The organism is Nonomuraea sp. NPDC050328, from assembly GCF_044459405.1.
Classification (GTDB): domain Bacteria; phylum Actinomycetota; class Actinomycetes; order Streptosporangiales; family Streptosporangiaceae; genus Nonomuraea.
This window is the reverse complement of the sequence record NZ_JBITIW010000009.1, coordinates 148732-166454: the sequence shown is the minus strand read 5'-3', so window position 1 is coordinate 166454 and position 17723 is coordinate 148732. Positions and strand designations below refer to the sequence as shown.

At 70.0% G+C, this 17723-nt stretch carries 15 protein-coding genes; 4 read left to right on the top strand and 11 right to left on the bottom strand.

The features are described from left to right. Positions 1–229 precede the first annotated feature (229 nt). Together ACIBG7_RS30505 and ACIBG7_RS30500 are read right to left on the bottom strand one after the other, a co-directional pair. The gene (locus ACIBG7_RS30505; RefSeq protein ID WP_357919577.1) at positions 230–661 is read right to left on the bottom strand and encodes an ATP-binding protein; all 432 of its coding nucleotides are present in this window, start codon (positions 659–661) and stop codon (positions 230–232) included. Positions 662–663: 2 nt separating this feature from the next. Then, positions 664–1014 carry an STAS domain-containing protein gene (locus tag ACIBG7_RS30500; protein WP_181610166.1) on the bottom strand — a complete coding sequence of 117 codons (351 nt, stop codon included), beginning with the start codon at positions 1012–1014 and terminating at the stop codon, positions 664–666. Between the two features lie 140 nt (positions 1015–1154). On the opposite strand from ACIBG7_RS30500, the gene ACIBG7_RS30495 reads away from it, so the two are divergent. Then, complete coding sequence (locus ACIBG7_RS30495) at positions 1155–4091, top strand: DEAD/DEAH box helicase (protein ID WP_397338451.1); 2937 nt, start codon at positions 1155–1157, stop codon at positions 4089–4091. Between the two features lie 206 nt (positions 4092–4297). Here ACIBG7_RS30495 and ACIBG7_RS30490 read toward each other — a convergent pair whose 3' ends face one another. From ACIBG7_RS30490 to ACIBG7_RS30475, 4 genes are all read right to left on the bottom strand, one after another. Beyond that, the gene (locus ACIBG7_RS30490) at positions 4298–4798 is read right to left on the bottom strand and encodes an Rv3654c family TadE-like protein (RefSeq protein WP_397338450.1); all 501 of its coding nucleotides are present in this window, start codon (positions 4796–4798) and stop codon (positions 4298–4300) included. Between the two features lie 11 nt (positions 4799–4809). Then, entirely contained in the window at positions 4810–5130 is a 321-nt protein-coding gene (locus ACIBG7_RS30485; protein ID WP_397338449.1) for a TadE family type IV pilus minor pilin, read from the bottom strand. Between the two features lie 302 nt (positions 5131–5432). Then, complete coding sequence (locus ACIBG7_RS30480; protein ID WP_397338448.1) at positions 5433–5720, bottom strand: DUF4244 domain-containing protein; 288 nt, start codon at positions 5718–5720, stop codon at positions 5433–5435. 468 nt (positions 5721–6188) lie between these two features. After that, a complete protein-coding gene (locus ACIBG7_RS30475; protein ID WP_397338447.1) occupies positions 6189–6779 on the bottom strand; it encodes a TetR/AcrR family transcriptional regulator in 591 nt (196 codons plus the stop codon). 72 nt (positions 6780–6851) lie between these two features. Here ACIBG7_RS30475 and ACIBG7_RS30470 point away from each other — a divergent pair, with 72 nt between their 5' ends. Next, entirely contained in the window at positions 6852–7268 is a 417-nt protein-coding gene (locus ACIBG7_RS30470; RefSeq protein WP_357919559.1) for a VOC family protein, read from the top strand. Here the strand turns inward: ACIBG7_RS30470 and ACIBG7_RS30465 are convergent. The 5 genes from ACIBG7_RS30465 to ACIBG7_RS30445 form a co-directional block, all read right to left on the bottom strand. Next, positions 7265–7774: a type II secretion system F family protein gene (locus tag ACIBG7_RS30465; RefSeq protein WP_397338445.1), complete on the bottom strand. Its 510-nt coding sequence runs from the start codon at positions 7772–7774 to the stop codon at positions 7265–7267. The two genes, ACIBG7_RS30470 and ACIBG7_RS30465, sit on opposite strands and share 4 nt — an antisense overlap. Before the next feature lie 547 nt (positions 7775–8321). Continuing rightward, positions 8322–9032, bottom strand: a complete 711-nt coding sequence (locus tag ACIBG7_RS30460; protein WP_397338444.1) for a type II secretion system F family protein — start codon at positions 9030–9032, stop codon at positions 8322–8324. A 47-nt stretch (positions 9033–9079) separates the two neighbouring features. Beyond that, positions 9080–10282, bottom strand: a complete 1203-nt coding sequence (locus tag ACIBG7_RS30455; RefSeq protein ID WP_357919550.1) for a TadA family conjugal transfer-associated ATPase — start codon at positions 10280–10282, stop codon at positions 9080–9082. Further along, positions 10279–11316, bottom strand: coding sequence for a septum site-determining protein Ssd (ssd, locus tag ACIBG7_RS30450; RefSeq protein WP_397338443.1), 1038 nt, complete (start codon positions 11314–11316; stop codon positions 10279–10281). The genes ACIBG7_RS30455 and ssd overlap by 4 nt, the downstream gene beginning before the upstream one ends. Positions 11317–13241: 1925 nt before the next feature. Next, on the bottom strand, positions 13242–13976 hold the full coding sequence (locus ACIBG7_RS30445) for an oxidoreductase (protein ID WP_397338442.1): 735 nt from the start codon (positions 13974–13976) through the stop codon (positions 13242–13244). Between the two features lie 475 nt (positions 13977–14451). On the opposite strand from ACIBG7_RS30445, the gene acs reads away from it, so the two are divergent. Both acs and nhaA read left to right on the top strand, forming a co-directional pair. Then, on the top strand, positions 14452–16422 hold the full coding sequence (acs, locus tag ACIBG7_RS30440) for an acetate--CoA ligase (RefSeq protein ID WP_357919541.1): 1971 nt from the start codon (positions 14452–14454) through the stop codon (positions 16420–16422). Positions 16423–16550: 128 nt separating this feature from the next. Next, the gene (gene nhaA / locus ACIBG7_RS30435; RefSeq protein WP_397338441.1) at positions 16551–17720 is read left to right on the top strand and encodes a Na+/H+ antiporter NhaA; all 1170 of its coding nucleotides are present in this window, start codon (positions 16551–16553) and stop codon (positions 17718–17720) included. Positions 17721–17723: the final 3 nt, after the last annotated feature.

The following is a 17723-nucleotide window of genomic DNA, read 5'->3' as shown; positions in this document are numbered from 1 at the left end:
CGAACCCTCGCCACCGCCGACAGCCGACACGCCGATCTCGCCTACCGCTGAGAGCCCCCACACCCTCCCCAGGCAGTCCGAGGCGGCCCACGTACATCCCCCTCCAAAACGGAAAAAGCGCCCCGAAGGACGCCTCCACCGCACCAAAGGAAAAGCGCCCGTCAGAACCCCCACCGCACAACCCACGGCAAAGCCCTAGCGGACGCCCCACCAAAACCCGAAAACCGGGCTACCCAGCCGCATGCCCATTCAGCCCGGCCGGCCAACTCATCCGAATCCGCATCCCCTTAGGGCTCGGAAAAACCTCGACATCATCAGCCAGCCCGGCGATCACGGCAATCCCGAACCCACTCGTGTACGAGTCGGAGAGCATGCTCAAATCCAGCGGCCGCTCCTGCTCATGCTCGTCACTGGGAGCGAGATCGCTCACAGTGACCTCGAAGCGGCCAGAGTCGTCACGGAGCTCGATGCGGATCGGCTCTCCCGGGCAGTGGGCGCGATGCGCCTCGACCGCCCGGGAGCAGGCTTCTCCGACGGCGAGCCTGACCTCGTCCAGCAGCGACTCCTCCACGCCTGTGCGGCGGGCGATCGCCGTGGCCACCAGCCGCGCCGTCCTCACGTGCGCGGGGAGGGCGCTGAACGTCAGCTCGACGGTTGCCATGACTACTTGTCTCGGCCGTGAGCTTCCTTGGCCTCGTCGACCGAAGCGTAGATCCCGAAAACCTTGGTGAGCCCGGTGATCCGGAAGATCTTCAGGATGCGCTCCTGGGTGCACACCAGCTCCAGGGAGCCGTCGTGCGCGCGCACCCGCTTGAGCCCGCCGACCAGGACACCCAGGCCGGTGGAGTCGAGGAAGTCGACCTTCTCCATGTTGACGAGAAGGTGGAAGTTGCCCTTGTTGACGAGGTCGATCAGAAGCTCACGCAACCTGGGCGCCGTGTAGACATCGATCTCACCCTCCACCTCCACGATGGTGAGTCGATCTTCGTTGTGGTGATCCAACTTCAGATCCACAGATCCTCCAGCGCCTCGCCTGCGAAGTACTCTCTTGGGCCTGGCAAGCTTGAAGCTGCCCGACCCCGACGCGCGGCATTCAACCACGGGTCTTGCTTACGTCTATACGAAATCACGATTCCCGGCGACTTTGCCCATGGATGCCAGACTGGAAACCAGTGACTTCCTCGACTTCCTCCCCACGCCGAGCCGGTCCACTCCTCCAGCACCTGCTCGGTGTTCCCGCACGTCATGAGCGTGTCACCCATGTGGAGCATGTTCCAGCACGTCAGGCGGGTCAAGTCGGATGGCCGAACTGGACCCCGGAAGTGCTGGTTACGCGCTTGGCGAACCACGGCATCACGGGGCTTTGGTCCCACCAGTACGAGGCCGCCGACCTCGCCCACCGGGGCGTAAACGTGATCATCGCCACAGGCACCGCCTCGGGCAAGTCCCTCGCCTACCTCACGCCGGCCCTCTCCTCCGTGATCGAGGGCGGGACCGTGCTGTATCTCACACCCACCAAGGCCCTGGCCGCCGACCAGCTCCGCTCCCTGCGTGACCTGCGCCTCACCCAGCTCCGTGCCGCCACCTTCGACGGCGACACCCCCTTCGACGAGCGCACCTGGATCCGTCAGCACGCCAACTACGTCCTCACGAACCCCGACATGCTGCACCGCAGCCTCCTCCCCCGGCACTCGCAGTGGTCCACCTTCTTCCGCCGCCTCCGCCTCGTCATCGTCGACGAGTGCCACGGCTACCGCGGCGTCTTCGGCTCCCATGTCGCGCAGATCCTCCGTCGTCTGCGTCGAGTCGCGTCCCGGTACGGCTCCTCCCCCGTCTTCTTCCTCGCTTCCGCCACCGCCAGCGACCCCGCCCAGTCCGGCACCCGCCTGACCGGTCTGGAGATGGCCGAGGTCACCGTTGACGCCTCCCCCCGGGGCTCCACGACCTTCGCCCTCTGGGAGCCCCCACTGACCGACCTGCGTGGCGAGGGCGGTGCTCCCGTCCGCCGTACCGCCACCGCCGAGGCCGCCGACCTCCTCGCCGACCTCGTCCTGGCCGACGTCCGTACCCTCGCCTTCGTCCGCTCCCGCCGCGGCGCCGAGACCGTCGCTCTGTCCGCCCGCGCCAAACTCACCGACGTCGCCCACTCCCTAGCCGCCACCCCCCACCACCACGCCACCCCCTCCCCCCACCCCGCCACCAGCTCTCTCCACCCCGCCACTGACCCTGCCCACCCCGCCCCTGCCCACCCCGCCACTGACCCTGCCCACCTCGCCACTGACCCTGCCCACCTCGCCACTGACCCTCTGCTCTCCTGGGACGACCTCCTCCCCTCTCGCCCCGCCGTGCCGACCGACTCTTCCGAGTCACCCCCCGCAAAGGCCGCCTCTCCACAACCTGGGGACGAGGCACCTTCCGCACCCCCCGCCCCTCCACAACCTGGGGACGAGACACCCGCCACAACCCCCGCCCGGTCCCAACCTGGGGACAGCGCCCTCTCCGACGCAGAACCCCTGTGTGACGACAAGCGCGTCAAGCCTGTAGATGCTGACGAAAGCACCGCCGAAGAGCCCGCAGACGTAGCCCTAACTGCCCCCAAGGACGGGCCCTCGGTTCCGTTCCCGCGGTCGACCTCGGACGACCTAGCAGAACCCGCCACCTCAGGCGCCTCCAAGGCTCCAAGTAGCTCAGGTGCCGGAGCTCCAGCAACCTCCGGCTCCGACGCCGCCACCAACGGAGCAAGCGAAGCCGACGAGCTGGCAAGCCTCCCGGACAAGGTGGCCGCTTACCGGGCCGGCTACCTGGCCGAAGACCGCCGGGTCCTCGAACGCGCGCTCCGGTCCGGCACTCTCCTGGGGCTGGCCTCCACCAACGCCCTGGAACTCGGCGTGGACGTCTCCGGGCTGGACGCCGTGCTGATCACCGGCTGGCCCGGCACGCGCGCCTCCCTCTGGCAGCAAGCCGGCCGGGCAGGCCGCGACGGCCAGGACGCGCTTGCCGTACTGATCGCTCGCGACGACCCCCTGGACACCTACCTCGTCCACCACCCCGACGCCCTCTTCGGCCAGCCGGTTGAGGCGATCGTGCTCGACCCGGACAACCCATACGTCCTCGGACCTCACCTCTGCGCAGCGGCCGCCGAGATCCCGCTGACCGAGGCCGACCTATCCACCTTCGGTCCGACCGCTCCAGAGGTCCTGGAAGATCTGGTACGGCAGGGCCTGCTCCGCAAGCGCCCGGCCGGCTGGTTCTGGACCCAGCGCGAGCGTGCCACCGACCTGGCCGACATCCGCGGCTCGGGCGGCGCGCCCGTCCAGGTCGTCGAAGCCGCCACCGGCCGCCTGCTCGGCACGGTCGACGAGCCCTCCGCCCACACCACGGTCCACACCGGCGCCGTCTACATCCACCAAGGCGAAACCTTCCTCGTCGACGAGCTCGACCTGGACGCCGGAGTCGCCCTCGTCTCCAGCGCTCAGCCCGACTACTCCACCTTCGCCCGCGACATCACCGACATCACGGTCCTGTCCACCCTGCGCTCCCATGCGCTGGGCGCAGCCAACCTGCACTTCGGCGAGGTCGAGGTCACCCGCCAGGTGGTCTCCTACCTCAAGCGCCGCATGCAGACCGGCGAACTGCTGGGCGACGAGCCCCTTGACCTGCCGCCCCGGACCCTCCGCACCCGTGCCGTCTGGTGGACTCTCCCGCCCGAGGTCGTCGCCCCGCTGGCCGAGGCCGGCTTCGACCTGGGCGGATCCGCTCACGCGGCCGAGCATGCCTCCATCGGCCTCCTCCCGCTCTTCGCCACTTGTGATCGCTGGGACATCGGCGGGGTCTCGACCGAGGTGCACCCTGACACCGGCCAGCTCACCGTCTTCGTGTACGACGGGCATGAGGGTGGGGCCGGCTTCGCCGAACGTGGCTACTCCCGTGCTGCCGACTGGTTGACGGCCACTCGGGAGGCGATTGCCTCGTGCGAGTGCGACCGCGGGTGCCCGTCGTGCATTCAGTCGCCGAAGTGCGGAAACGGGAACGAACCACTCGACAAGGCCGGCGCCCTCCGACTCCTCGACACTCTGCTGAATGAGAACTGATCGCGCCTGGGTCACGTAGGGCATTTGGCTGCGGGCTCCTGCACGGAGCCCGGGCTTGAGGACACGAGTCCGGACTTGAGGACCCGCCGACCCGCCTGGTGCTCGCCACCCACTTGCCCAGACTGTGCCGCGGAGGCTGCGGTCCCTCGGCCACGTGACCGTCAAGATCCGCGAAGTGGTCGAAGACCCGGCCGATCAGGAATGAGTCAGGGGTGATGGTCGGGAACCGGGGCGGAGGCTGGGCTCAAGACAGCGGGGAGCCTCGAGACAGCGGGGAGCCTCGAGACAGCGGGGAGAGGAGTGGTACGGACCGGGCCGAGGCGGGTCGGGCCGGCGCGGGCGTGGACGACCACGGTCCGGGTGCCGGCTATCGGCAGTTCGGCGCGTACCGAGACGTCCACGTCCACCACGAGATCGGTGACAGCGCACCGTTGAAGGGCGCTCGAGTTCAGGGTGGCGACGCGGGCTGCGGCGCGGCAGGCGCCTTCCGGGTCAGTCAGGACGAGCTGTGCAGCGGCGAGTGCGCTGAGGTCGGCTCCGGCTTGTGCACGGTGCCGGGCTACCCGGGCTGCGCCGATGGTGGCGACGGCTGTGGACACGATCAGCAGCATCGCCATGGCGGCCACGCCCCACAGGGTGCCTGACCCGCGATCTCGCCTTGCCGAATTTGAGCGGACGGGGTGGGAGGGGGCTGCGATAGACGGCACGTTGGGGTCCTTCAGGGCTCGGTGATGGTGGTGGAGCTGGCAGAGACGATGACCGGCGGTAGGGGCAGGCCCCAGGTCGGGCGCATTCGGAGGGAGACCTCGGCACGGGTGGTTTCCAAGGTGACGTGGAGTTCGACCGAAGCGCCTGGGCGTACGGCGGAGCGGGCGATTTGGCGGACGCGGTCGGGGGGCTCGCCGCGTGCCGCTGCTCTTGCTGCGGCTCGTGCGGCGTCTACGCATTCGAGTTGGGCGCCGACCACCTGGACCGTCCACACGCCTGCGGCCAAGACGATCATCAGGGCGGGGAGCATCGCTGCCGTCTCCGCGGTCACCGCACCTCGGCTGCTTGTGGTGCGGCTCTTGGATCCCGTTGCTGGGTCTTGGTGTGGTCGGCGCCTCAGCCTCGGTCGGGGTGGTCTCGCTGGGTGTGAGCGCACAACTGGTTCCTTCGCGAGGCTGAGGCGGGGGTTGGTGGTCAGTGGCCGGAGGGGTGCGGCGTGCCGTACTGGGTGGCAGGAAGTCAGTGCAGACGTGCACAGGTGGCGGGACGGAGGCTGGGCTCGCGTGATGAGGTAGAGGCTGGGCTCGCCTGATGCGGGGGGGGCCGGGCTCGGTGTGGGGCGCCCGGGGAAACTCAGCCGGTGGTGTTGAGGGCGCGGTCGATGAGGCTCGACAGCATCTGCTGGACCTCGGGGCTGCTGACAACCTTGAACAGCAGTGCTGCGAATGCGCAGGCTGCGATCGTTCCTACGGCGTACTCGGCGGTGGACATCCCGCGGTCTCGGCGTGGGACGGATACGTGGGCGGCGAGCTTGGTCTTCAGGTGGGTCAAGCGATGGTGCGCCTTGGATGCGCTGTGAGTGACGGGGTCTGAAGTGGTGGGGTGCGGGGTTGTGGGGTCCGGGGTGGGGGTGTCGCTCATGGTGCCTCCTCCTCGTGGGCCAGAGCTTGCCTCCGGCGCGGTGGCTTCAGGGTGCTCGATGGCGGTGTCGGGGCGGAGGCGCCGAGCGCGGTTCTGTGGATGAAGTGGCGAGCTGGAGTGGGGTGTGGATAACGGATAGCCCTGAGGGAGCTGCTGGGCACAGGAAGCGTCGGCGCGGCACTTTGCTCGGCCGGGGGCGGCACGTAGGGCCCGGGATGGCGCACGGCGGACGGACACCGATGTGGGAGGGGCCCGTCGAGGTCAGGGCCCTACCGAGATCAGAGGCGCTGTGTAGGTCAGGGGCACCGCAGAGATCAGGGGCGCCGCAAGATCAGAGGTGCCATGGAGTCCAAGGGGCCGTGGAGCCGGGGTGCCGCGGAGCCGGGAGTGCCGCGGAGCCGGGAGTGCCTCGGAGCCGGAGGTGTCGTGGCCCTGAAGGGGCGCGGGGAGGTGGGACCCCCGCAAATGTCAGGAAGTGGGGGTGCGGAGGGAGTTCAGGAGGCGGGTGAGGGCGGCTTGGGTGGCGTCGAGGGCGTCTGGGGTGGTGGTGCTGGCTAGCCAGAGGGCGGCCTCGTTCATGGCGCCGGAGAGGAGGTGGGTGAGGGGGGCGATGGGTTGCGGGGGGATGAGGTTGGCGTCGATCAGGGCGGTGAGGGCCTCGGCGAGGTGGCGGGCGGAGGTGGCTTCGTCGAGGGTGCGCCACTCGTTCCAGCCCAGTACGGCGGGGCCGTCGATGAGCATGATGCGCTGGACGGCTGGGGCGGTGCTGGCGGCGAGGAAGGCATGGCAGCCGGCGACGAACTGGGACCAGGGATCGGGCTGGGCGTCGGCGGTCTGGGCGACCTCGCGGGCGACTTCGGCCTGGACCTCCGCCAAGACGGCGCGGAAGAGATCGGCCTTGCTGGCGAAGTGGTGGTAGAGCGCGCCCTTGGTGACGCCGGCGGCGGTGACGATCTGGGCCAGGCTGACTGCCGCGTAGCCCTCCGCGGTGAACAGGCGTCGGCCCTCACGCAGCAGGGAGTGGCGGGTCTGGTCGCGCTGGTCGGCTCGGCTGATCATTCACTCTCCTCGTTGACATACCGATGGTACGCCAATAGATTTCACATACCAACGGTATGCGAAGGAGGAGTCATGAAGCTGACCAGCTTCTATCCGGTTATCTGCAGCTCACGGGTCCAGGAGGCTCGGGAGTTCTACGTGAAGCACTTCGGGTTCGAGGTGACCTTCGAGGCGGACTGGTACGTCAGCCTGCGGCGGGGCGGCGCTCAGCCGTACGAGCTGGCTCTGCTCGACCACAGCCACCCGACGTTGCCCGAGGCGTACCGCCAGCCGGTGCGGGGGCTGCTGTTGAACTTCGAGGTCGAGGATGTGGACGCGGAGTACCAGCGGCTCGTGGTCGAGGGCGGGCTGACGGCCGAGCTGGAGCTGCGGAGTGAGGCCTTCGGACAGCGGCACTTCATCGTGGCGGACCCGGATGGGGTGCTCATCGATGTCATCACGGAGATCCCGCCCGGGGAGGAGTTCGCCGGCAACTTCGTCGAGGCCTAAGGGAACATCGGGAGGACGATGCTGCTGGCCAGGCCCGCGATAACCGGGATGATGCCGAGCAGGACGAACGCCGGCAGGAAGCACAGGCCCAGGGGGGCGACTGCCATGACGCCGACGCGTCTGGCTCGGGCCATGGCGGCGGCGTGCGAGGCGGCGCGGGCGTCGTCGGCCAGGCGGGAGAGGACGTCGGCCACCGGGGCACCGCTCTGAGCGGCTCGGACCATGGCTCGGGCGAGCTGCTTCGTGGCGCGGTCGTCGCCGAGGCTGGCCCAGGTGGGGTCGGGGTCGGCGCCGAGGCGTAGCTGGCCGCTGACCCAGGTGAGGCGTTCGCCCAGGGGGCCGCCCACGGTGGTGCCGGCTATGGCGGTGGCCTCGCTCACCGGCTGGCCGCCCTGGAGGCAGGCGACCATCAGGTCTGCGGCGAAGGGCAGGTCTGTTGTGAGGCGGAGGCGGTCTTTGGCTCGTTCTGGGGGCTCGCGTTTGGCCAGGATGATGGCGGCTGTCACGGCGATGAGTGGGCCGGTCAGGAGGCCGGCGATGCCGCCGATGGCGAGGGCGGCTAGTAGGCCGGCGGTTGCGGCCAGGGTGAGGGTTCGGCGGCGGCTGGCTGGCTTGGGGGCCCAGCCGGGGGTTGTTGGGTCCGGGGTCTGAGTGTTTTGCGGGCGTTGGTGGAGTTTCGCCAGGCGGTCGACTGGGGTTCGGGGGGGCAGCCAGAGCCAGGTGGCGGTGCAGGCGGCCAGGACGGCCAGGACTTCGAACATGGGGTGCTCCGCGGGCTTGGGCGGACGGGGCTCCATTGCGCCGGACTTGGCCCCAGGGCTGCAGTGCTCAGGGCACCGGCTTAAGTCCCCCGGGCTCGCGCCCCGCACGACAGGGCCCCGCGGGCTGGTGCAGCTCGCGGCCTCGCCGTCGTCGCTGGCCAAGACCATCGGGATTCTGGTGCGCGGAGCTCAGGTGAACGGGGCTTCGGTGCGCGGGAGTCGGCCTTGTCGGGGCCGAGCTTTGAGGGTTGGTGACAGGACCTGTTCGTTGTGAGGGTCGGTCCGAGGTGGGTTAGGTCTCTGCTTGTACGGCCATGCGGTGGGTCCACCAGAGGCCGCAGGCGTCCAGGGCCAAGCCCAGGAGGAGGCAGGCCAGGCCGGGGAGGCTGCCGAGCAGGAAGCCGAAGGGGTCCATGCCGAGGGCTAAGGCCATGAGCAGGCCGAGGGCCGGCAGGGCGGCGAGCATGCGTGCGGTGGCGCGCGGGCCGGCCAGTTGGGCGGCGACGTCCTGGCGGTGGGCCTGGGCGGTGCGGAGGGAGCGGGCTACGCGTTCCACCAGGGCGGACAGGCCTGAGCCGACGGTGACGCTCACCTCCCAGCAGGCGGCCAGGCGGTGGAAGCCCTCGCCGCCGGTGCGGGGGGCGATCTCGCGGAGGGTGCGGGCTACCTCGCCGCCGTCTCGGGCGGCTGCGGTCAGGAGGCGGGGCGCTTCGGGGGTGGGGAACGCGGTTGCGGCGACTGCGCGGGTGAGGGCGTCGCCGGGTGGGAGGCCAGCGGACAACTCTGCGCACAGGCCTTGGCATAGCTCCAGGGATGCGGTGCGCCAGGCGTCGGCTCGGCGGGCCGGGCTTGGGCGGGTCAGACGGGCTTGTACGGCCTGCCAGTTGAGGGGGGTGGTGGGAAGGAGGAGGTGGGTTAGGCGGGTGCTGGCTTGGGTGGGGCCGGTCCAGAGCCAAACGGCCAGGGCGGTGGCGATGGCGGCGATGAGGACGGTGGTGGTCATGGGGGCCTTCAGTGGTGCGTCCGGCGCGGGCGGTGGGCGTGGCGGGGTTAGCCGTGTCGGGGTTGGGGGTGGAGGGCGGGGGCTCTTTGGGTGAGGGGGGTGAAGGCTGGGCCGATGTTGGTGGTGCCGGCGGCGGTGAAGGTGAGCGCCGGTTCGGAGACGACCAGGCCTGAGGGGGTGCGGGTGAGGAGGCAGATCTCGGAGACGCGGCGGCGACCGGTCGAGCGGTCGCGAGTGAGGTGGACGACGACGTCCAGGGCGGCGGCGAGTTGGCTGTGGACGGCCTCGCGGGACAGGCCGGCGGCGCAGGCCAGGGCTTCGAGACGGGCGGGGACATCGGCTGCGGCGTTGGCGTGGAGGGTGCCGCAACCGCCCTCGTGACCGGTGTTCAAGGCGGCCAGGAGGTCGATGACTTCGTTGCCGCGTACTTCGCCGACCACGAGGCGGTCGGGGCGCATGCGCAGCGCTTGCCGTACAAGATCTCGGAGGGTTACGCCACCGGCGCCTTCGAGGTTGGCGGGGCGGGTTTCGAGGCGGACGACGTGGGGGTGGAGGGGGCGGAGTTCGGCGGAGTCCTCGGCCAGGAGGAGGCGTTCGCCGGGGTCGGCTTGGGAGAGCAGGGCGCTGAGCAGGGTGGTCTTGCCGGTGCCAGTGCCGCCCGTCACGAGGAAGGCGAGGCGGGCGGAGACGACTGCGGTGAGGACGGGCAGGGCATTCGCGGGGACCGTGCCGGCAGCGACCAGGTCGGGGAGGGTGAAGGTACGGCGGGGCGGCAGGCGGAGGGAGATGCAGGTGCCGTCCGAGGCCACGGGCGGGAGGACGGCATGCAGGCGGACTCCACCGGCCAGGCGGGCATCGACGTACGGCGAGGCGTCGTCGAGGCGGCGACTGGCTGCGGCGGCCAGGCGCTGGGCCAGGCGGCGGACTGCCGCATCGTCGGGGAAGGTCACGGTGGTACGGCGGAGGCCGCGGCCGTCGTCGATCCACACCTCGCGCGGGCCGTTGACGAGGACGTCGGTGACTTCCGGGATGGCCAGGAGAGGTTCGAGGGGACCGGCGCCGATGAGGTCTGCGCACAGGGCTCGGGCGACCTGGAGGATCTCGGCGTCGCCGTACATGGACTTTTCGGCGCGCAGGGCTACGGCGACCTGGGCGGCGGTGGGCTCGACCCCCGTTCGGGCCAGGCGGAGGCGGACGGCTTCGACCAACTCGGCCGGGACCGGCGGGTGGGTGGGGGCGGGCGTGGTCATGGGAGGAGGTCGCGGATCAGGTCGCCGCAGGCTCGGCCGAGGGGGCTGCGTGGGGTCAGGGGTGGGAGTTCGCCGCGGTTGAGGATCGTGGTGAGCTTGGGCTGGTCGGGGAAGGTGGCGGCCAGCGGGACGTCGAGGGACGCGGACACGATCTCGTCGTTGATGGCGCCTGGCCGGGCTACGAGGGCCAGGTCGGCGGTGTGTTGCTGGACCTCGCCGATGACCTGGGAGGCGGCCAGGATGCCTCGGACGTTCGCGGAGACCACGGCGTAGGTGATCGTTGCGCGGGTGAGGGCCTCGATGGCTGCCGCGTCGAGGTGGCGAGGGAGGTCGACGACGACCAGGTCGAAGCCTCGGCGCCCGGCTTCCAGGACTGAGCGCATGGCCTCCGGCGGGATGAGCTGGGGGCCGCCTCGGCAGAACGACAGGATGGACAGGTCGCCGAAGCTTGGCAGGGCTTCGCGGAGGGCGGTGGCGGAGACGCGGCCTTCTCGGGCTACGAGGTCGCCCCATCTGGAGCCCTTGGCGTCTTCCTTGCCCAGGAGGGAGTCGATGCCGCCGCCCATGGGGTCGGCGTCGATGAGCAGGGTGGACAGCTTTTGGCTTGAGGCGTGGAGGGCGAGGCAGCCGGCCAGGACCGTGGCGCCTGCGCCGCCGCTGCCGCCTACTACGCAGAGGACTGCGCCGTTTCGGTGGGTTGGTTCGATGAGGTCGGCCAGTTCTTCGACCAGGTGGCGTTCGGCGGTGGGGAGGTCTAGGACGGCTCGGGCGCCTACGGCTACGCAGCGGCGCCAGGTGTCGGGGTCCTCGGGGGTGCGGGTTACCAGGAGGACTCGGTCGCGTGGGGGTGGGGCGGTGGCTGCGACCGCGTCGGCCAGGTCTGGGCCGATCAGGACCACTGGGGCGAGGTTCCAGTGGGGGCGGGCGTGGGCTGGGGCGTGGGCGACGTCCAGTTGGGCGCCGGCGGCGGCGGCTATGCGGACGAGGTCGTCTAGGAGGTCGCGGTCTTCGGTTATGACCAGCGGGCGGTTCATGGGGATGAGGGTGTCGGTGCGGGTGGGGGTTGGGTTGGGGGTGAATGGGGTTCTGGGGATAAGTGGGGATGGTGGGGCGGGGCTGTGGATAACCGGTGGCCTGGGGGCTGCGGAAGGCCCGTGTGGGTCGGGTGGGGGTGGGGCGGTTGGCAGCGGGGCGGAGGTTGGGCCGAGACGGCGAGGTGGCACGGTGGACAGCGCGGGGTCGGCTCGGTTGGGGCCTCGTTGCAGGTCTGCTGTGGGCCGGGCTTGCCGGGGAAGCGGGTTGGGCTGAGTGGGTCAGGCCGGAGCGGGCGCCGAGCGAGGGCGTGAGCAACGCCAGGTGAGGGCGTGGGCAAGCCGGATGGAGGCCGAGCCTGGAGGTAGGCCTAGCGGGGGCGCGCGTGGAGCCGGGGAGGCGTCGTGGCGGGGGCGGGCGCAGGACTGGCCTGGCCTAGGGCGGACGTGGACCGGGGGACGGCGCGCGCCCCGTACGGGGCGCGGGGCGGGGCCGGGGCGTGGCCCGAGGACGGGCCGAGGACGGTGGATGGTTGAGCCGGGTGTTGGCTTGGCGCGCGGGCGGCCTTGGGGGTCGCGGGGGGTGGCCGGCCGATGAGGCGGGTTGCCCGGAGGCAAGTTGTAAAGGGGGAGAAAAGCGGCGACCCCCGCCGGGGGGGAGAGCGGGGGTCGCCTGACCGGTCCGGCTCCGGGGGGGTAGAGCCGGTCCCGTTTCAGAAGAAAGCTTTCATCACTTGACCGGAGCATGGCAAGGGACTTGCAAAGCAAACCCGTGCGCGGTCGCTCCAGTTTCGGGAGATACCACCGTATGCTGCCCGATCCGAACGAGTTTCGTCGAGGAGCAATCTCGCATTTTCGCTAAGTTTTTTCGGGGGTGGCAGGAGGCGATCACGGTGGGTGATCAAGGGGTGGGGGCATGGGTGGGTAAAGGTCTTGGTTTCGGGGGTTCCCAAGTGACCGGATCCGTCGTAGAAAGGTGACACGGACCACTTGTCCGGGTGCGTCTACCAGGCACCCACGCGCGACCAGCCGCGGGAGGCGCGTCGAGACGGGCTTGACCCGCTCCGACGAATTTAGGTGCACGCTTGGTAACCAGGTATGGCGCACGGCAGACGGCGTCTCATCACTGAGACGCCGTCAGCTATTTGGGGCGGGTGGCGGCAAGCACTCCGGCGGGCCCCTCAGACGATCTTCAACCACTGGGCCTGCAGCCTGGACCATTGGACCGGGGACGCGGCCTGGACCCTTGAGCTACAGCTTTCAGCGCCCGTGCTGTCCTGTGCCTGAACTCTCCGCCCGGCACGTGCGGTGTTCGAGCCGGCCACCTGCGGCCGTCGAGCTCTGCCCGCCTTCGCACGTTCGCGGCCTCCTGCCGGCCGAGGATCCGGAACGCCCTCTCGCAGCCGTCCCGCACGCACGGCTTGCAGAGCTCTGGAAGCCTCTCGGTCGCTACGAGGGAGCACGTCACCCCAAGAGTCCGTCCAGTCAGCCCCACAGGCCTCACAGGGACCCCTGAGTGCGGGCGGGCATCCCAAGCCCGCCCCACGGCCACCCGCCCGCTACAGACCCGCTCAGCGACGCACACAACGCAGTGAGCAACGACGCCCACCCAAATCACCCAGAGCTTCACCCAGCCCCACCTCAGCCCGCGTGTCTGAGGGATCCAGGCAGGGGTACTGGACGAGGCTGCGGTGCTGGGCTGACGGCTCCACGGCTTGGGTTTCGGCCTGGATGCGCAGGCTGAGAGGCCCGGGGGGCAATGCCGCCGCGAGGTCCGGGCGAAGGTGCGGCTGGGTCAGCTCGCGAGGGTCGCAGGGCTGGCCGGGGGTGGCCGTCCCAGGGGTGCCTGACCAGGAGTGGTTGCTCAGGGTGGCTGGTCAGGGATGTCTGGCCAGGGTGGTTGGGCTCTGGGGTGCTGGCCGGGGGGGTTAGCCGCGTTGCATGGCTTCGCAGATGGCGGTGGTTTCGCGGACGCCGAGGATGACGGCTTCGGCGCAGTGGCGGAGCCAGGTGGCTACGCCGGTGGGGGTGCCGGTGGTGTAGCTCTTGAGGGCGGCCGAGTAGTCCAAGGACAGGTGGCCGATCTCGGAGGGGACCAGGGACTTGGGGTCCAGGCCGAACTCGACGAGGGTGAGGCGCTCGGCGGCACGGGCGACGACGCCGTCGGCGGTGCCGAAGAGGTCGAGTACGGCCAGCTCGGCGTGGACGACGGAGGCCAGGACCAACGCCGGGGTCTTGGTGCCGGTGGTGATGAGGGAGACCAGGCCGTCCAGGCGGGTGGCCAGGGCTTCGTCCTGACGGGGGCGGCCCAGGGAGGACTCCGGGGCCAGGCCGTGGGCGGCGACGGTGTGGAGGCGGGCCAACACCTGGCGGGGGGCTGTGCGCCAGGTGGAGCCGAGGCGTCCGATCTCTGCGGAAGCTCTGAGGGCGCCCTGGACTGTGGGGTCGTCGATCTCGCCTGCGCGGAGGGGGGTGAGGTCGACGTCCACGCCGGAGAGGGCGGCTGAGGCTCTGGCGCCTCGGAGGGCGGTCTCGGCGGAGACCTCTGGGCTGCGGCGGCGCAGTACACGGTGGCGGTACAGGCGGTCCACGGCCTTGCGGGCCTCCTCGACGGCCTCTGGGACGCCTGGGAGCTGCGCGATCACTGCCAACGGGTCGGTCACAGGGACGACCTTACCGGCGGGTAGGGGTAGAGCGCGGGAGTGGTGCTGGCCCGGTGGTGCACTGACTGGGAAGGGCCAGCGAGAAGGAGGTCAGCCCCGGAAGGGTCGGCGCGAGAAGGGGGGCGGGCGCGAGAAGGGGGCGGCGAAGGTGAACTGGGCGACGGGTGGAGGAATGGCGGGCCACACCCGGCACCCCGGCCCGCAAAGAGCCCTGACCCCCGAAAGCCGCCCCGAAAGCCCACCCCCGAATCAGGACCAAACCACCCCACAAATGATCAAGAAAACCCACCCCCCAAAACCCACCCCCGCATTTACCCCACCCCACCATTCTTGATTTCAAGATGACAACGGTTTAATTGCAGTTGTCACCACCCTTGACAACCCCGAATAGGTACAGACCTGTCTAGACCTCTTGTCTTCACCACCCCCCACCTGGTGAAGTGGGACCCGACCTATGCCTTCGAAGGAGTACGAAGTGGCCGATAACGCCCCAGAGACCCAGGAGACGCTGTCCAATCTCCTGCAGGAGACCCGTCGGTTCGCGCCGCCGGCCGAGCTCGCTGCGGCGGCCAACGTCACCGCCGCCGCCTACGAGGAGGCCGCCGCCGACCGTCTGGGCTTCTGGGAGCAGGCCGCCGACCGGCTGACCTGGGCGAAGAAGTGGGACACCACGCTGGAGTGGAACCCCCCGTTCGCCAAGTGGTTCGTGGGCGGCGAGTTGAACGTGGCCTACAACTGCGTCGACCGCCACGTGGAGGCCGGGCGCGGCGAGAAGGTCGCCTTCCACTGGGAGGGCGAGCCGGAGGGCGACAGCCGTACCATCACCTACCGCGACCTGCAGCGGGAGGTCAACAAGGCGGCGAACGCGCTGATCGAGCTGGGCGTCGGCAAGGGCGACCGCGTGGCGATCTACATGCCGATGATCCCCGAGCTGCCGATCTCGCTGCTGGCGTGCGCCCGCATCGGGGCGATCCACAGCGTGGTGTTCGGCGGGTTCAGCGCGAGCGCGCTGCAGAGCCGGATCGAGGACGCGGACGCCAAGCTGGTGATCACCGCCGACGGCGGTTACCGCCGCGGCGCGCCGAGCGCGCTGAAGCCGACCGTGGACGAGGCCGTGGCGAACACGCCGAACGTCCAGAAGGTCCTCGTCGTCCGCCGGACAAATCAGGAAATCGCGGTGAACGACCGGGACGTCTTCTGGGACGACGTCGTCGCCAAGCAGTCCGAGGACCACGAGGCCCAGCCCCACGACGCCGAGCACCCGCTGTACATCCTGTACACCAGCGGCACCACCGGCAAGCCCAAGGGCATCCTGCACACCACCGGCGGCTACCTGACCCAGTCGGCCTACACCCACCACGCCGTCTTCGACCTCAAGCCGGAGACCGACGTCTACTGGTGCACCGCCGACATCGGCTGGGTGACCGGCCACTCCTACATCGTCTACGGCCCGCTCGCCAACGGCGCGACCAGCGTGCTGTACGAGGGCACCCCGGACACCCCGCACCGCGGCCGGTTCTGGGAGATCGTGCAGAAGTACAAGGTCACGATCCTCTACACCGCCCCCACCGCGATCCGGACCTTCATGAAGTGGGGCGACGACATCCCCGCGAAGTACGACATGTCCAGCCTGCGGGTCCTGGGCAGCGTGGGCGAGCCGATCAACCCCGAGGCCTACGTCTGGTACCGCGAGCACATCGGCGGCGGCCGTACCCCGGTCGTGGACACCTGGTGGCAGACCGAGACCGGCGCGATCATGATCAGCCCGCTGCCCGGCCTGTCCCACGGCAAGCCCGGCGCCGCGATGCGCCCGCTGCCCGGCATCGTCGCCGACGTCGTCGACGACCAGGGCAACAGCGTGCCCAACGGCGGCGGCGGCTTCCTCGTGGTCAAGGAGCCGTGGCCGTCGATGCTCCGCACCATCTGGGGCGACGACCAGCGCTACGTCGACACCTACTGGAGCCGCTTCGAGGGCATGTACTTCCCCGGCGACGGCGCCAAGAAGGACGAGGACGGCGACCTGTGGCTGCTCGGCCGCGTGGACGACGTCATGCTCGTCTCCGGCCACAACATCTCCACCACCGAGGTGGAGAGCGCGCTCGTCTCGCACCCGAAGGTCGCCGAGGCGGCCGTCGTGGGCGCCACCGACCCGCTGACCACGCAGGCCATCGTCGCCTTCGTGATCCTGCGCGGCGGCGCCGAGGAGGGCGCGGACATCGCCAAGGACCTGCGCGACCACGTCTCCAAGACGCTCGGCCCGATCGCCAAGCCGCGGCAGATCCTGGTCGTCCCCGAGCTGCCGAAGACCCGCTCGGGCAAGATCATGCGCCGCCTCCTGCGTGACGTGGCCGAGAACCGCAGCATCGGCGACGTCACCACGCTGGCCGACAGCACCGTGATGAACCTCATCTCGGAGAAGCTGCCCAGCGCCAAGTCCGAGGACTAGCGACACCAGGGGGGGTACGGCATGCGGGCCGTACCCCCACATATAGGCTGATCACCAGGTGTGCCGGGAAGTCTGGTCGGCGTTTCGGGGGAACCGATTCAGCGATCCGAGCCATCGAGGGAGATCACGTGCGCCGCGCCGCGGAGAAATGGCCACTACGCCCGACCGTCCACTACGCGAAGACCCTGGCCGAGGCGCTGCGCCTGGAAACCATCGGCGGCATCATCATGCTCGTCGCCACGGTCACCGCGCTGGTCTGGGCGAACGTCTCCAACGACACATACACCGCACTCCAGCACATCCGGCTCGGACCGCTGGAGCTCTACCACTGGGCCCAGAACGGCCTCCTGGCGATCTTCTTCTTCGTCGCCGGCCTGGAGGTCAAGGAGGAGTTCATCCACGGCGAGCTCGCCAACCTGCGCAAGGCCGCCCTGCCGATCATCGCCGCCATCGCGGGCATGATCGTCCCCGCGGTCGTCTACCTCGCGGTGAGCTGGGGCGCCCCGGACGCCGCCCGCGGCTGGGCCATCCCGACCGCCACCGACATCGCCTTCGCCCTCGCCGTGCTCGCCGTCACCGCCAGCGCGATGCCCGCGGCGTTGCGCGCCTTCCTGCTGACCTGCGCGGTCGTCGACGACCTGGGCGCGATCAGCATCATCGCCATCTTCTACACCGAGCACGTCGACCTGCTCATGCTCGGCGGCGGCGTGCTCGCCATCGCGCTGTACGGCGTGCTCCAGGCCAAGCGGGCCGGCAGCCTGTGGATCTACCTCCCGCTCGGCCTGATCGCCTGGGGCTGCCTGGAGGCCAGCGGCGTGCACGCGACCGTCGCGGGCGTCGCACTGGGCCTGCTGACCAACATCGCCAACATCGAGAAGGCCGATCACTACACCCGCCCGATCTCCGCCGGATTCGCCGTTCCGGTGTTCGCGTTCCTGTCGGCCGGTGTGTCGCTTGCCGGATTCAGCACGATCTTCGACGATCGGGTAGTCATGGGAGTGATTGCTGGGCTCGTGATCGGGAAGTTCGTCGGCGTGTTCGGCGGGGCCTGGCTGTCGGTACGGCTCGGCCTGGCCAGACTGTCGGAGGAGTTGCACTGGCGCGACATGGCTGCGGTCTCGTTGCTGGGCGGTATCGGGTTCACCGTCTCGCTGCTCATCGGGAACCTCGCCTACGGCGACGATCCCGCGCGGTCGGCGGCCGTCACGACCGGAGTGCTCACCGCTAGCCTGATCGCCTCGGTACTCGCCGCCGTGCTGCTGCACGTCCGGGTTCGCAAGCGCCGCGAGGCAAGATAGGAG